Below are 13,669 nucleotides of genomic sequence, written 5' to 3'. Positions count from 1 at the left end.
TCTTTACTTTTTATTCACATCCTGCGCGGAATTCACTGGGGCTGGCGCCGGTGCATTTTTTAAAGACCCGCGAAAAATAGAGCTGATCTTCGAAGCCAACGTTGCGGCCGACGCTGGCAATCGGCATCCGGGTAGTACTCAACAGCAGTTTAGCCTGGCTAATTCGCTGATCTTCCCGCCAGCCAAGTACGCTTATCCCCAACTGCTGGCGAAACAGATGCGACAAACGAGAAGGTGACAAACAGACGTGCTGGGCGACGCTGGCGATATCGAAATGGCTGTCCGCCAGATGGTCGCTGATGTACTGGCAGGCGTCGCGCACCCGGTTATCCAGCGGCGGATGCAGCGATTCGTTAATCGCCTCCATGCGCCGCAGTAGCAGCTGTTCCAGCAGGTTAATCGCCAGCAGTTCGGAATAACGCCCCGCCCCCTGTCCGGCATCGACAATCTGCCCGAATAGTTCGCCAAACCGCGCCTGCCATTGTTCATCCGGGCGGAAGAAACCGGTATGGGCGAAGATCGTCGGCCAGTTGAGCCATTCATGCCAGTAGGCGCGTGGGCGGAAATAGACCCACTGGTGATACCACTCGCTGGCGTCGGGATGGCGGCCATAGTGATGAATCTCCCCCGGCGGAAACAGCAGCATATCGCCGGGGCGACAAACGAACTGTTCGCCGTGGTTGTTGATCACCCCCTCGCCGCGGATCGTCAGGTTGAGAATATAGCCTTTCATGCCCAGCGGACGGTCGATAAAGAAATCGAGATATCCCTGCGCCTCAATCGGCGTCAGGCCGGTGACCAGATGGGCGTTAAAGGAATAGCCCGGAAGCAGCGGATCGTTTTGCGTTTCGGCCATAAGCGTCGTTCTCCACGAGGTATTTTTGACACCAATTGTCCATATTCATCATTTTATCGCCATCCGCGCCGTTGCGACTGCGATACCGGTGGGAATTTAGACAAAAACCCGCACGGCGAGCGAAAAAAGCGCTACCAGCACGCATTTCGCGTTGATCCAGCGCATAACAAAAGTGTCTATAAATACGGCAGGAAAGTCCACATCGAATATTTGCACGGCGTCACACTTTGCGTGGTGACAGCAATATAGTCCATAAGATTAGCGAATACGGCCTGACGGATTTATCCGGGGATATCTACTGTTGCTGCATGAATGATTTCAGCATGGAGTAACAAGATGGCAATTGCGATTGGCCTCGATTTTGGTAGTGACTCAGTACGCGCGCTGGCGGTGGAATGCGCTACCGGCGCGGAACTGGCCGCGAGCGTAGAGTGGTATCCACGCTGGCAGGAAGGGCTGTTCTGCGATGGGCCGAATAACCGCTTCCGCCATCACCCGCGCGATTACATTGAATCCATGGAATCGGCGCTGAAAAGCGTACTGGCGGCATTAAGCGCTGAACAACGGGCGACGGTGGTCGGTATCGGCGTCGACAGCACCGGCTCAACCCCTGCGCCGATTGATGCTGACGGAAACGTGCTGGCGCTGCGCGAAGAGTTCGCTGACAACCCGAACGCCATGTTCGTGCTGTGGAAAGATCATACCGCGGTGGAAGAGGCGGAGGCCATCACCCGCCTGTGCCACACGCCGGGTAAAGAAGATTACTCGCGCTATATCGGCGGCATCTACTCCAGCGAATGGTTCTGGGCCAAGATCCTCCACGTCACGCGCGAAGATAGCGCCGTCGCGCAGGCCGCGACATCGTGGATCGAGCTTTGTGACTGGGTGCCCGCCCTGCTTTCCGGCACCACCCGCCCGCAGGATATCCGCCGCGGTCGCTGCAGCGCCGGGCACAAATCGTTGTGGCACGAGAGCTGGGGCGGACTGCCGCCCGCCAGCTTCTTCGACGAACTCGACCCGATTATCAACCGCCACCTTGCCTGGCCGCTGTTCCGCGACACCTGGACTGCGGATCTCCCCGTCGGCAACCTGACCGCCGAATGGGCGCAGCGCCTCGGCCTGCCGGAGACAGTGGTGATTTCCGGCGGCGCCTTCGATTGCCATATGGGCGCGGTCGGCGCCGGCGCGCAGCCTAACGCATTGGTTAAAGTTATCGGCACCTCCACCTGCGACATTCTGATCGCCGATAAACAGAGCGTGGGCAACCGCACGGTGAAAGGTATCTGCGGCCAGGTGGACGGCAGCGTGGTGCCGGATTTCATCGGTATGGAGGCCGGTCAGTCGGCATTCGGCGATATCTATGCCTGGTTTGGCCGCATTCTCGGCTGGCCGCTGGAACAGCTTGCCCAACAGCATCCTGAATTGCGCGAGCCAATCAAAGCCAGTCAAAAACAGCTGCTGCCGGCGCTCACCGAAGCCTGGGCCAATAATCCATCCCTCGATCACCTGCCGGTGGTGCTGGACTGGTTCAACGGCCGCCGCACGCCGAACGCCAACCAGCGGCTGAAAGGCGTTATTACCGATTTAAATCTGGCCACCGACGCCCCGGCATTGTTCGGCGGATTGATTGCCGCCACCGCCTTCGGCGCTCGCGCCATTATGGAGTGCTTCACCGATCAGGGCATTCCGGTGAATAACGTGATGGCGCTCGGCGGCATCGCGCGCAAGAACCAGGTCATCATGCAGGCCTGCTGCGACGTCCTGAACCGTCCGCTGCAGATTGTCGCCTCCGATCAGTGCTGCGCGTTGGGCGCCGCCATCTTCGCCGCCGTCGCCGCGGGCGTCTATCCGGATATCCCCGCCGCGCAGCGCAACATGGCAAGCGAGGTGGAAAACACCCTGCAGCCGCGCGCGCAACAGGCGCAGCGTTTCGAACAACTGTATCAGCGCTACCAGCAGTGGTCGGCTAGCGCGGAACAACACTATCTCCCTTCGGCTGCAAAGGCGGAAAACGCCCCGCAATCTCCGGCAGCGCTCACCCATTAAGGATACGAAAATGACGATTTTTGATAACTATGAAGTATGGTTCGTAATTGGCAGCCAGCACCTGTATGGCCAGGAGACCCTGCGCCAGGTAACGAAACATGCCGAACATGTGGTGAATAGCCTGAATGCGGAAGCAAAACTGCCGTGCAAGCTGGTGCTGAAACCGCTCGGCACCACGCCGGATGAAATCACGCATATTTGCCGCGACGCCAACTACGATGATAAATGCGCCGGATTAGTGGTCTGGCTGCACACCTTCTCACCGGCGAAAATGTGGATCAACGGCCTGACGCTCCTCAACAAGCCGCTGCTGCAATTCCATACCCAATTCAACGCCTCCCTGCCGTGGGACAGCATTGATATGGACTTTATGAACCTTAACCAGACCGCTCACGGCGGCCGCGAATTCGGCTTTATCGGCGCGCGCATGCGCCAGCAGCACAGCGTCGTCACCGGCCACTGGCAGGATAAAGAAGCGCACCAGCGCATCGGCGCTTGGATGCGCCAGGCGGTTTCGAAGCAGGATACCCGTCATCTGAAAGTGTGCCGCTTCGGCGATAACATGCGCGAAGTGGCGGTAACCGACGGCGATAAAGTGGCGGCGCAGATTAAGTTCGGCTTTTCGGTCAATACCTGGGCGGTCGGCGATCTGGTGCAGGTGGTGAATAGCATCAGCGACGGCGATATCAACGCGCTGGTCGATGAATACGAAAGCAGCTACCGCCTGACGCCAGCAGCGCAGGTGCACGGCGATAAGCGCCAGAACGTGCTGGACGCCGCGCGCATCGAACTGGGGATGAAACGCTTCCTTGAACAAGGCGGTTTCCACGCCTTTACCACCACCTTTGAAGACCTTCACGGCCTGAAACAGCTGCCGGGTCTCGCCGTACAGCGCCTGATGCAGCAGGGCTACGGCTTTGCCGGCGAAGGCGACTGGAAAACCGCCGCTCTGCTACGCATCATGAAAGTGATGTCGACCGGTCTGCAGGGCGGCACCTCCTTTATGGAGGATTACACCTATCACTTCGACAACGGCAACGATCTGGTGCTGGGCTCGCACATGCTGGAAGTGTGCCCGACTATCGCTACCGCCGAGAAACCGATCCTCGACGTCCAGCCGCTGGGAATTGGCGGTAAGGCCGATCCGGCCCGTCTGATCTTCAACACCCAAACCGGCCCGGCGATCGTCGCCAGCCTGATTGATTTAGGCGATCGCTTCCGCCTGCTGGTCAACACCATCGAAACCGTCGCGACGCCGCACGATCTGCCGAAGCTGCCGGTGGCCAACGCGCTGTGGCAGGCGCAGCCGGATCTGCGCACCGCGTCGGAAGCCTGGATCATCGCCGGCGGCGCGCACCATACCGTCTTCAGCCATGCGTTAACCCTCGACGATATGCGCCAGTTTGCCGAGCTGCAGGATATTGAGCTGGCCGTCATCGACAACGATACCCGCCTGCCGTCGTTCAAAGACGCGCTGCGCTGGAATGAAGTCTATTACGGTAGCAAACGCTAAGCGCACAAGCAGAATGCCCGATGACAATCCGCTCATCGGGCAGGGAGAACAAGATGTTAGAAGATCTCAAACGCCAGGTGCTGGAGGCCAACTTAGCGCTACCGCAGCATAATCTGGTGACCTTAACCTGGGGTAACGTCAGCGCCGTCGATCGTGACAAAGGGGTATTGGTTATTAAACCCTCCGGCGTGGATTACGGCCTGATGACCGCTGACGACATGGTCGTCGTCAGTCTGGAGACCGGTGACGTGATGGAAGGCAACAAGAAACCCTCTTCCGATACGCCGACCCATCGCCTGCTATACCAGGCGTTTCCGTCGCTTGGGGGGATTGTGCATACCCATTCGCGCCACGCCACCATCTGGGCGCAGGCCGGGCAATCTATTCCGGCGACCGGCACCACCCACGCTGACTATTTTTATGGCCCGGTCCCCTGCACCCGGTTGATGACCGATGCGGAGATCAACGGCGAATATGAGTGGGAAACCGGCAATGTGATTGTCGAAACCTTCCGTCAGCAGGGCATCGACCCGGCGCAAATGCCCGGCGTGCTGGTGCATTCCCACGGCCCGTTCGCCTGGGGTAAAAACGCCGAAGATGCGGTGCACAATGCCATCGTGCTGGAGGAGATCGCCTATATGGGAATTTTCTGCCGCCAGCTGGCGCCGCAACTGCCGGATATGCAGCAGACGCTGCTCGATAAGCACTATCTGCGTAAACACGGGGCCAAAGCCTACTACGGCCAGTAATCACCCCTGTATAAAACCCCAGCACCCATCATGAAACCAGGCTATAATCAGGCCTGGTTTTTTATCGTTGAGAGCACGCGTGACGCAGCCGCAAGCAGGATTTTTACTCACCCGTCACTGGCGGGATACCCCGCAGGGAACGGAACTGGCCTTCTGGCTGGCGACCGATAACGGCCCGCTGCAGGTCACGCTGCCGCCGCAGGAATCCGTGGCGTTTATCCCCGAAACGCAGCGGCGGCAGGCTGAAAGCCTGTTGCAGGGTGAAAACGGCTACCGTCTGGCCCCGCTTGCGCTAAAAGATTTCCACCGCCAGCCGGTTTTCGGCCTGTACTGCCGCGCGCATCGCCAGCTGATGCGGCTGGAAAAAAAGCTGCGTGAAAACGGCGTCACCGTTTACGAAGGCGATATCCGCCCGCCGGAGCGCTACCTGATGGAGCGCTTTATCACCGCCCCGGTGTGGGTAGAAGGCGAAACGCGCGGTTCGCAGCTGGTTAACGCGCGCATGAAACCTAATCCGGATTACCGCCCGCCGCTGAAATGGGTCTCGCTGGATATCGAAACCAGCCGCCACGGCGAGCTCTACTGCATCGGTCTGGAAGGCTGCGGCCAGCGGGTGGTCTACATGTTAGGCCCCGAGCCCGCCACGCCGCCGGATGTGGGCTTCAGCCTGGTCTATGTCGCCAGCCGCCCGCTGCTGCTGGAAAAGCTCAACGCCTGGTTTGCCGAACACGATCCCGACGTGCTGATCGGCTGGAATGTGGTGCAGTTCGATCTGCGGGTCCTGCAAAAACACGCCGAGCGCTACCGCATCCCGCTGCTGCTCGGCCGCGGCAATAGCGAGCTGGAGTGGCGCGAGCACGGTTTTAAGAACGGCGTCTTTTTCGCCCAGGCCAACGGCCGGCTGATTATCGACGGTATCGAAGCGCTAAAATCGGCGTTCTGGAACTTCTCCTCATTTTCACTCGAGGCCGTCGCCCGTGAGCTGCTGGGCGAAGGCAAAGCTATCGACAATCCGTGGGATCGGATGGACGAAATCGATCGCCGCTTCCATGAAGATAAACCGGCGCTGGCGACCTATAACCTACAGGATTGCGAGCTGGTGACGCGGATCTTCCACAAAACGGAGATCATGCCGTTTCTGCTAGAACGGGCGACGGTCAACGGTCTGCCCGCCGATCGCCACGGCGGATCGGTCGCCGCCTTCAGCCATCTCTATTTCCCGCGCATGCACCGGCTGGGCTACGTGGCGCCGAATCTCGGCGAAGTTCCCCCGCAGGCCAGTCCCGGCGGCTACGTCATGGACTCCCGCCCCGGCCTGTATGACTCAGTGCTGGTGCTGGACTACAAAAGCCTGTATCCGTCGATCATCCGCACCTTTTTAATCGACCCAGTCGGCCTGGTTGAGGGACTGGCGCAGCCCGATGACCGCCACAGCACCGAAGGGTTTCTCGGCGCCCGCTTCTCGCGCGAAAAGCACTGCCTGCCAGGCATCGTCGGGCAGATCTGGCACGGCCGCGATGAAGCCAAGCGTCAGCACAATAAGCCGCTGTCGCAGGCGCTGAAGATCATCATGAACGCCTTTTACGGCGTGCTGGGGACCAGCGCCTGCCGCTTTTTCGATCCACGGCTGGCGTCGTCGATCACCATGCGCGGCCACGCGATCATGCGCCAGACCAAAGCGCTGATTGAAGCCCAGGGCTATGACGTTATCTACGGCGATACCGACTCCACCTTCGTCTGGCTCAAGCGCCCGCATAGCGAAGCGCAGGCGGCGGAAATCGGCCACAAGCTGGTTGCCTATGTCAACGACTGGTGGGCGCAGGAACTGAGCAAAAGCCAGCTGACCAGCGCGCTGGAGCTGGAGTATGAAACCCACTTTTGCCGCTTTTTAATGCCGACGATCCGCGGCGCCGATACCGGCAGTAAAAAGCGTTATGCTGGGATGATTCAGGAAGGCGATGCCCAGCGCATGGTGTTCAAGGGGCTGGAGACGGTACGCACCGACTGGACGCCGCTGGCCCAGCAGTTTCAACAGGAGCTGTACCTGCGCATCTTCCGCCATCAGCCGTATCAGGATTATGTACGGGAGACTATCGCCAGGCTGATGAACGGCGAGCTCGATGAGCAGCTGGTTTATCGCAAGCGCCTGCGCCGACCGCTGGCGGAGTATCAACGCAACGTGCCGCCGCACGTGCGCGCCGCGAGGCTTGCCGATGAACACAACGTGAAGCTTGGGCGGGCGCAGCAGTATCAGCAGCGCGGCACCATTAAATACGTCTGGACTACCGGCGGCCCGGAGCCGGTGGATTACCAGCAGTCGCCGCTCGATTACGATCACTATCTGTCAAAGCAATTGCAGCCGGTGGCGGAAGGAATCCTTCCCTTCGTCAACGACGACTTTGCTACAATAGTGACAGGGCAACTGGGGCTATTTTGACAGGTGACTAACACCGCGGCATCCAGTACCATAGCGCCCTTTCCATTCCTGGACCCAATTTTGATTCCTCAGCGTAACTATGCTGAGGATGCACTATTGCCTGCAATTAAAGAACAAAGAGCCGAACACATATGCCTTTTACACTTGGTCAACGCTGGATTAGCGATACAGAGAGCGAACTAGGACTAGGGACAGTGGTAGCGCTGGATGCGCGCATGGTCACTCTCCTTTTCCCCGCCATCGGCGAAAACCGTCTGTACTCTCGCAACGATTCCCCGATCACCCGCGTAATGTTTAACCCGGGCGATACCATTACCAGCCACGAAGGCTGGCAGCTCCACGTTGACGAAGTAAATGAAGAAAACGGGCTGCTGTCCTACACCGGCACCCGCCTGGATACGCAAGAAGAAAATGTTACCCTGCGCGAAGTCCTGCTCGACAGCAAGCTGGCCTTCAGCAAGCCGCAGGACCGCCTGTTCGCAGGGCAAATCGACCGAATGGACCGCTTTGCCCTGCGCTACCGCGCGCGTAAGTTCCAGAGCGAACAGTACCGCATGCCGTGGAGCGGCCTGCGCGGCCAGCGCACCAGCCTGATCCCGCATCAGTTGAACATCGCCCACGACGTAGGCCGTCGTCACGCGCCGCGCGTTCTGCTGGCCGATGAAGTGGGCTTAGGTAAAACCATCGAAGCCGGGATGATCCTGCACCAGCAGCTGCTCTCCGGCGCCGCCGAGCGCGTGCTGATCGTGGTCCCGGAAACCCTCCAGCACCAGTGGCTGGTGGAAATGCTGCGCCGCTTCAACCTGCGTTTCTCGCTGTTTGACGACGAACGCTATGCCGAAGCGCAGCACGACGCCTACAACCCGTTCGAAACCGAACAGCTGGTTATCTGTTCCTTAGACTTCGTGCGCCGCAGCAAGCAACGCCTGGAGCACCTGTGCGACGCCGAGTGGGACCTGATGGTGGTCGATGAAGCGCACCACCTGGTGTGGAGCGAAGAGGCGCCGAGCCGTGAATATCAGGCTATTGAACAGCTGGCCGAACGCGTGCCGGGCATTCTGTTGCTGACCGCGACGCCGGAACAGCTGGGCATGGAGAGCCACTTTGCGCGCCTGCGTCTGCTGGATCCAAACCGCTTCCACGATTTTGAACAGTTTGTTGAAGAACAGCAAAACTATCGCCCGGTCGCCGACGCCGTCGCCCTGCTGCTGGCAGGCAACAAGCTGAACGATAATGAACTCAACACCCTTGGCGATCTGATCGGCGAACAGGACATCGAGCCGCTGCTGCAGGCCGCCAACAGCGATCGTGAAGATGCTCAGGCCGCGCGCCAGGAGCTGGTTTCGATGCTGATGGACCGCCACGGCACCAGCCGCGTACTGTTCCGTAACACCCGTAACGGCGTGAAAGGTTTCCCGAAACGCGAGCTGCACACTATTCGCCTGCCGCTGCCGACCCAGTACCAGACGGCCATCAAGGTCTCCGGCATCATGGGCGCGCGCAAAACCGCGGAAGAGCGCGCGCGCGACATGCTCTATCCGGAGCAGATCTATCAGGAGTTTGAAGGCGATACCGGCACTTGGTGGAACTTCGATCCGCGCGTCGAGTGGCTGATGGGTTACCTGACCAGCCACCGTTCGCAGAAGGTGCTGGTGATTTGCGCCAAGGCCGCCACCGCGCTGCAGCTGGAGCAGGTACTGCGCGAGCGTGAAGGTATCCGCGCCGCGGTATTCCATGAAGGCATGTCGATTATCGAACGCGACCGCGCCGCGGCGTGGTTTGCCGAAGAAGACACCGGCGCGCAGGTGCTGCTGTGTTCCGAAATCGGCTCCGAAGGGCGTAACTTCCAGTTCGCCAGCAACCTGGTGATGTTCGACCTGCCGTTTAACCCGGATCTGCTGGAGCAGCGTATTGGCCGTCTCGACCGTATCGGCCAGGCGCACGATATCCAGATCCACGTGCCGTATCTGGAAAAAACCGCGCAGTCGGTGCTGGTGCGCTGGTATCACGAAGGGCTCGACGCCTTCGAACATACCTGCCCGACCGGCCGTACCGTCTACGACAGCGTCCATGATGAGCTGATAAACTACCTTGCCGCGCCAGAATCCACCGATGGCTTCGACGATCTGATCAAATCCTGCCGCCAGCAGCATGAAGCTCTGAAAGCACAGCTGGAACAGGGTCGCGACCGTCTGCTGGAGATCCACTCCAACGGCGGCGAAAAAGCGCAGGCCCTGGCGGAGAGCATCGAAGAGCAGGATGACGATACCAGCCTGATCGCCTTCTCGATGAACCTGTTCGATATCGTCGGCATCAACCAGGATGACCGCGGCGAAAATCTGATCGTCCTGACTCCATCCGATCATATGCTGGTGCCGGATTTCCCGGGCCTGCCGGAAGATGGCTGCACCATCACCTTCGAGCGTGACGTGGCGCTGTCGCGTGAAGATGCGCAGTTCATCACCTGGGAACACCCGCTGATTCGCAACGGTCTGGATCTGATCCTCTCCGGCGATACCGGCAGCAGCACCATTTCTCTGCTGAAGAACAAGGCCCTGCCGGTCGGCACGCTGCTGCTGGAGCTAATCTACGTCGTCGAAGCGCAGGCGCCGAAGCAATTACAGCTTAACCGCTTCCTGCCGGCGACCCCGGTTCGCATGCTGCTGGATAAAAACGGCAACAACCTCGCCGCGCAGGTGGAGTTCGAAAGCTTCAACCGCCAGCTGAGCGCGGTCAATCGCCACACTGGCAGCAAGCTGGTCAATGCGGTGCAGCAGGACGTTCACGCGATTCTGCAACAGGGCGAAGCGCAGATAGCCAAAGCGGCGCAGGCGCTGATCGACGCGGCGCGTAACGAAGCCGATGATAAACTGACGGCGGAACTGTCGCGTCTCGAAGCACTGAAAGCGGTGAACCCGAACATCCGTGACGACGAACTGGCGGCGATCGAAAGCAACCGCCAGCAGGTGATGGATGCGCTGGCGCAGGCAGGATGGCGTCTGGACGCGCTGCGTCTGATCGTCGTCACTCACCAGTAACGGAACGCGAAAATGGCGATGGAAAACTACAATCCGCCGCAGGATCCCTGGCTGGTGATTCTGTATCAGGATGAGCACATTATGGTGGTCAACAAGCCGAGCGGCTTGTTGTCCGTGCCCGGCAGGCTGGAGGAGCATAAGGATAGCGTGATGACGCGTATCCAGCGCGATTTCCCGCAGGCCGAATCGGTGCATCGCCTGGATATGGCCACCAGCGGCGTGATTGTGGTGGCGCTGAATAAGGCCGCCGAGCGTGAACTGAAACGTCAGTTCCGGGAGCTCGAGCCGAAGAAGCAGTACGTCGCCCGCGTCTGGGGTCATCCGCAGCCTGCGGAAGGCCTGGTGGATTTACCGCTGATTTGCGACTGGCCGAACCGGCCAAAGCAGAAGGTGTGTTATGAAACCGGCAAAGCGGCGCAAACCGAGTATGAGGTGATGGAGTACGCGGAGGACAACACCGCCCGCGTGCGCCTGAAGCCGATTACCGGGCGCTCGCATCAGCTTCGCGTGCATATGCTGGCGTTGGGACATCCGATCCTCGGCGATCGCTTTTACGCCACGCCGGAGGCGCTGGCGATGGCCCCGCGCCTGCTACTGCACGCCGAAACGTTAACCATCACCCATCCCGCTTACGGCAACGCAATGACCTTCCGCGCGCCGATCGACTTTTAAGTCGTTATCCGGACGCCCCCGGTTGCGCTTCGCCGCCGGGGAAATCTCTAACGCAAACGCGATTAATCGCGGGCGAACCACGCATCAATCATCTGCTCGACGCGAGCGACCACCAGCTCGGTGTCGTGACGACGGCTGCGCGCGCAGGCGTGGGCCGGCTCATCGCACAGCAAGCAGCGGCGCATCGATTCGCCCTGTGCCTGGCGGCTAATCAGCCCCGCTTGCGGACAAATGACATCGATATCCCACAGGCGACCCAGCGGATGATTCTGTTCCAGTTCGCTGCATAGCGCTTTGATCTCTTCCGCGGAGTGCTCAACGCACCACATCGCTTCCGGGCCGGTAGGCAGCCACAACACCTGGCGGTCGAGCGTTTTCCAGCGCTGCTGCCACAGAAGTTGGTCACAGGCCTGCAGCGCAACACCCATCATATTGCGATAGCGAATACTGTCTTTTACCGCCCCTGGCGTTACCAGGGTGAGAGAAATGACCGGTTGTTGATAATGGTTGAGCCAGTCTTGTTGACGGGCTGCGCGCTGCTCTTTCGCCGCCAGCAGATTTTCCATGCTGACGCCCGCCCGGGCGGGAGTATGCACTGACATTCTTTCCTCTCCTTTAATGATCAAAAAGGCAGCTCGGAGCTGCCGTCGCTATCGCGGATAACGCCGCCTATTGTATCGCTAATTGCACAGAATTTAGGACGCAGGACAAAGAAATTTTCTTCGTCCTGCGGAGGGAAATGGCAGTTTTTGCTATTAGCGCAGAACTAAATCACGATAAGAAATGACTTAAGAACAGCAGCCCTAACGACACATTAATCGCGCCGCCGATACGGGTAGCTATCTGAGCAAACGGCATCAGGTTCATACGGTTGCCGGAAGTCAGGATAGCGACGTCGCCGGTGCCGCCCTGCCCGCTCTGGCAACAGGAGACAATCGCCACATCGACCGGATGCATCCCCATTTTCTTGCCGACGAAGAACCCGGTGGCCACCAGCGCCGACACGGTGCAGACAATGACCAGCAGGTTGGTCAGCGTGAAGGCGTTTACCAGCTCCTGCCACGGGGTAATCGCCACGCCGACGGCAAACAGAATCGGATAAGTCACCGCGGTGCGGAAGAATTTATACACCACCTGCGAGCCCTCCTGCAGGCGCGGCGAAACCACATTCGCCAGCTTCAGTAGCACCGCGAGGAACAGCATGCCAACCGGCGCCGGCAGGCCAATCAATTTGTGTCCCAGCATGCCCATCATATACAGCAGCACCGCCAGCAGCGCGCCGGAGGCCAGCGTCGCCACATCCGTTTTACCGCCAAATCCTTCGCTTTCGCTCAGGCTGCGGGTTTCATTACTGCGGTTAGGCATTAGCTGGCCTTCGCCGGTCAAATGTGGGAAGCGCTTACCGAGCTGGTTCAAACAGCCGGCAATGACGATCGCCGTCAGGCTGCCCAGCATCACCATCGGCAGCACGCGTCCCAGCGCAACGCCCTGATCCATATGCATCAGCGCCGCATAGCCAATCGACAGCGGGATCGCCCCTTCGCCCACGCCGCCGGCCATAATCGGCAGCACGATAAAGAAGAAGACCTGGAACGGATCCATCCCCAACAGGCTGCCAACTCCCACGCCGACCAACATACCGACGACCTCGCCGCACAGCATCGGCAGGAAGATCTTCAGGAACCCCTGAATCAGCGTGGTGCGGTTCATGCTCATAATGCTGCCAACGATAATGCAGCAGATGTAGAGATAAAGAATATTGGTCGATTTATAGAATTTGGTGGTGGATTCAACCACCACATCCGGCAGCAGGCCGTAATGGACCAGCGCGGAAGGAATAAAGGTGGCGCAAATCGCCGCCGCGCCAAGCTTGCCGAGTACCGGCAGGCGCTTGCCGAACTCGCCGCAGGCGAAACCGAAGAAGGCCAGCGTCGCCACCATCACCACGATATCGCTCGGCAGCTTGCCGCCAAGGCAATCCAGCGCGATAAGACCACCGGCCAGCAAAAATAGCGGCAGCGGGATAATCCCCACTTTCCAGCTATCCATCACGTGCCACCAGCGCTGCTTCAACGAGGCTTTCGGTTTGTTAATAGGTTCAAGGGTTGCAGAGAATGCGTTGTCTGTGGTGCTCATAAATTCAGCCCTGTAGTTATTATTCCTGTTCAGGGTAGAGGGCCGGGCGCGCGGTTAATGTGAGAGGGGGCAGATTAAAAAAGAAGTTTTAATGGTCGTTATGGTTTTTATGGTTTCTATTGACTCTAGTGATATATATCTAATTTCTTAGCGTGGTTTTTATGGTTTTTTTATTAACCGGATAATTACCCTTTATAAATAGGCGCCAGTAGATAAATTGTC

Annotated in this window: 9 protein-coding genes; 6 read left to right on the top strand and 3 right to left on the bottom strand. The window is 59.1% G+C overall.

The genetic code is table 11. The annotated features are described in order from the left end of the window. Positions 1 to 10 precede the first annotated feature (10 nt). Entirely contained in the window at positions 11 to 856 is an 846-nt protein-coding gene (araC, locus tag PGR79_RS17040; protein WP_015368277.1) for an arabinose operon transcriptional regulator AraC, read from the bottom strand. A gap of 336 nt (positions 857 to 1,192) precedes the next feature. Here araC and araB point away from each other — a divergent pair, with 336 nt between their 5' ends. The 6 genes from araB (at position 1,193) to rluA (ending at position 11,311) form a co-directional block, all read left to right on the top strand. Then, the gene (gene araB / locus PGR79_RS17035; protein ID WP_430922119.1) at positions 1,193 to 2,902 is read left to right on the top strand and encodes a ribulokinase; all 1,710 of its coding nucleotides are present in this window, start codon (positions 1,193 to 1,195) and stop codon (positions 2,900 to 2,902) included. Positions 2,903 to 2,912: 10 nt separating this feature from the next. After that, complete coding sequence (gene araA / locus PGR79_RS17030; protein ID WP_047037966.1) at positions 2,913 to 4,415, top strand: L-arabinose isomerase; 1,503 nt, start codon at positions 2,913 to 2,915, stop codon at positions 4,413 to 4,415. A 53-nt stretch (positions 4,416 to 4,468) separates the two neighbouring features. Next, positions 4,469 to 5,164 (top strand): L-ribulose-5-phosphate 4-epimerase, encoded by a 696-nt coding sequence (gene araD, locus PGR79_RS17025; protein WP_430922117.1) that lies wholly within the window; start codon positions 4,469 to 4,471, stop codon positions 5,162 to 5,164. Between the two features lie 79 nt (positions 5,165 to 5,243). Beyond that, entirely contained in the window at positions 5,244 to 7,601 is a 2,358-nt protein-coding gene (gene polB / locus PGR79_RS17020) for a DNA polymerase II (protein WP_430922115.1), read from the top strand. 131 nt (positions 7,602 to 7,732) lie between these two features. Next, positions 7,733 to 10,639 carry an RNA polymerase-associated protein RapA gene (rapA, locus tag PGR79_RS17015; protein WP_430922113.1) on the top strand — a complete coding sequence of 969 codons (2,907 nt, stop codon included), beginning with the start codon at positions 7,733 to 7,735 and terminating at the stop codon, positions 10,637 to 10,639. Positions 10,640 to 10,651: 12 nt separating this feature from the next. Continuing rightward, on the top strand, positions 10,652 to 11,311 hold the full coding sequence (rluA, locus tag PGR79_RS17010; RefSeq protein ID WP_430922111.1) for a bifunctional tRNA pseudouridine(32) synthase/23S rRNA pseudouridine(746) synthase RluA: 660 nt from the start codon (positions 10,652 to 10,654) through the stop codon (positions 11,309 to 11,311). A 62-nt stretch (positions 11,312 to 11,373) separates the two neighbouring features. Here the strand turns inward: rluA and citX are convergent, their stop codons facing one another. Continuing rightward, positions 11,374 to 11,913 (bottom strand): citrate lyase holo-[acyl-carrier protein] synthase, encoded by a 540-nt coding sequence (gene citX, locus PGR79_RS17005; RefSeq protein ID WP_113374398.1) that lies wholly within the window; start codon positions 11,911 to 11,913, stop codon positions 11,374 to 11,376. A 169-nt stretch (positions 11,914 to 12,082) separates the two neighbouring features. Beyond that, positions 12,083 to 13,447 (bottom strand): 2-hydroxycarboxylate transporter family protein, encoded by a 1,365-nt coding sequence (locus PGR79_RS17000; protein ID WP_015368284.1) that lies wholly within the window; start codon positions 13,445 to 13,447, stop codon positions 12,083 to 12,085. Positions 13,448 to 13,669: the final 222 nt, after the last annotated feature.

It is taken from the genome of Klebsiella sp. 141161 (assembly GCF_050600815.1).
GTDB lineage: Bacteria > Pseudomonadota > Gammaproteobacteria > Enterobacterales > Enterobacteriaceae > Klebsiella > Klebsiella aerogenes.
The sequence above is the reverse complement of the archived record's forward strand: the minus strand, read 5'-3'. Positions and strand labels throughout refer to the sequence as shown.

Excerpts from the sequence above, each read along its gene's own strand:
- PGR79_RS17000 (WP_015368284.1), bottom strand. The coding sequence starts at position 13,447 with ATGAGCACCACAGACAACGCATTCTCTGCAACCCTTGAACCTATTAAC.
- rluA (WP_430922111.1), top strand. The coding sequence starts at position 10,652 with ATGGCGATGGAAAACTACAATCCGCCGCAGGATCCCTGGCTGGTGATT.
- araB (WP_430922119.1), top strand. The coding sequence starts at position 1,193 with ATGGCAATTGCGATTGGCCTCGATTTTGGTAGTGACTCAGTACGCGCG.
- araC (WP_015368277.1), bottom strand. The coding sequence starts at position 856 with ATGGCCGAAACGCAAAACGATCCGCTGCTTCCGGGCTATTCCTTTAAC.
- rapA (WP_430922113.1), top strand. The coding sequence starts at position 7,733 with ATGCCTTTTACACTTGGTCAACGCTGGATTAGCGATACAGAGAGCGAA.
- citX (WP_113374398.1), bottom strand. The coding sequence starts at position 11,913 with ATGTCAGTGCATACTCCCGCCCGGGCGGGCGTCAGCATGGAAAATCTG.
- araA (WP_047037966.1), top strand. The coding sequence starts at position 2,913 with ATGACGATTTTTGATAACTATGAAGTATGGTTCGTAATTGGCAGCCAG.
- araD (WP_430922117.1), top strand. The coding sequence starts at position 4,469 with ATGTTAGAAGATCTCAAACGCCAGGTGCTGGAGGCCAACTTAGCGCTA.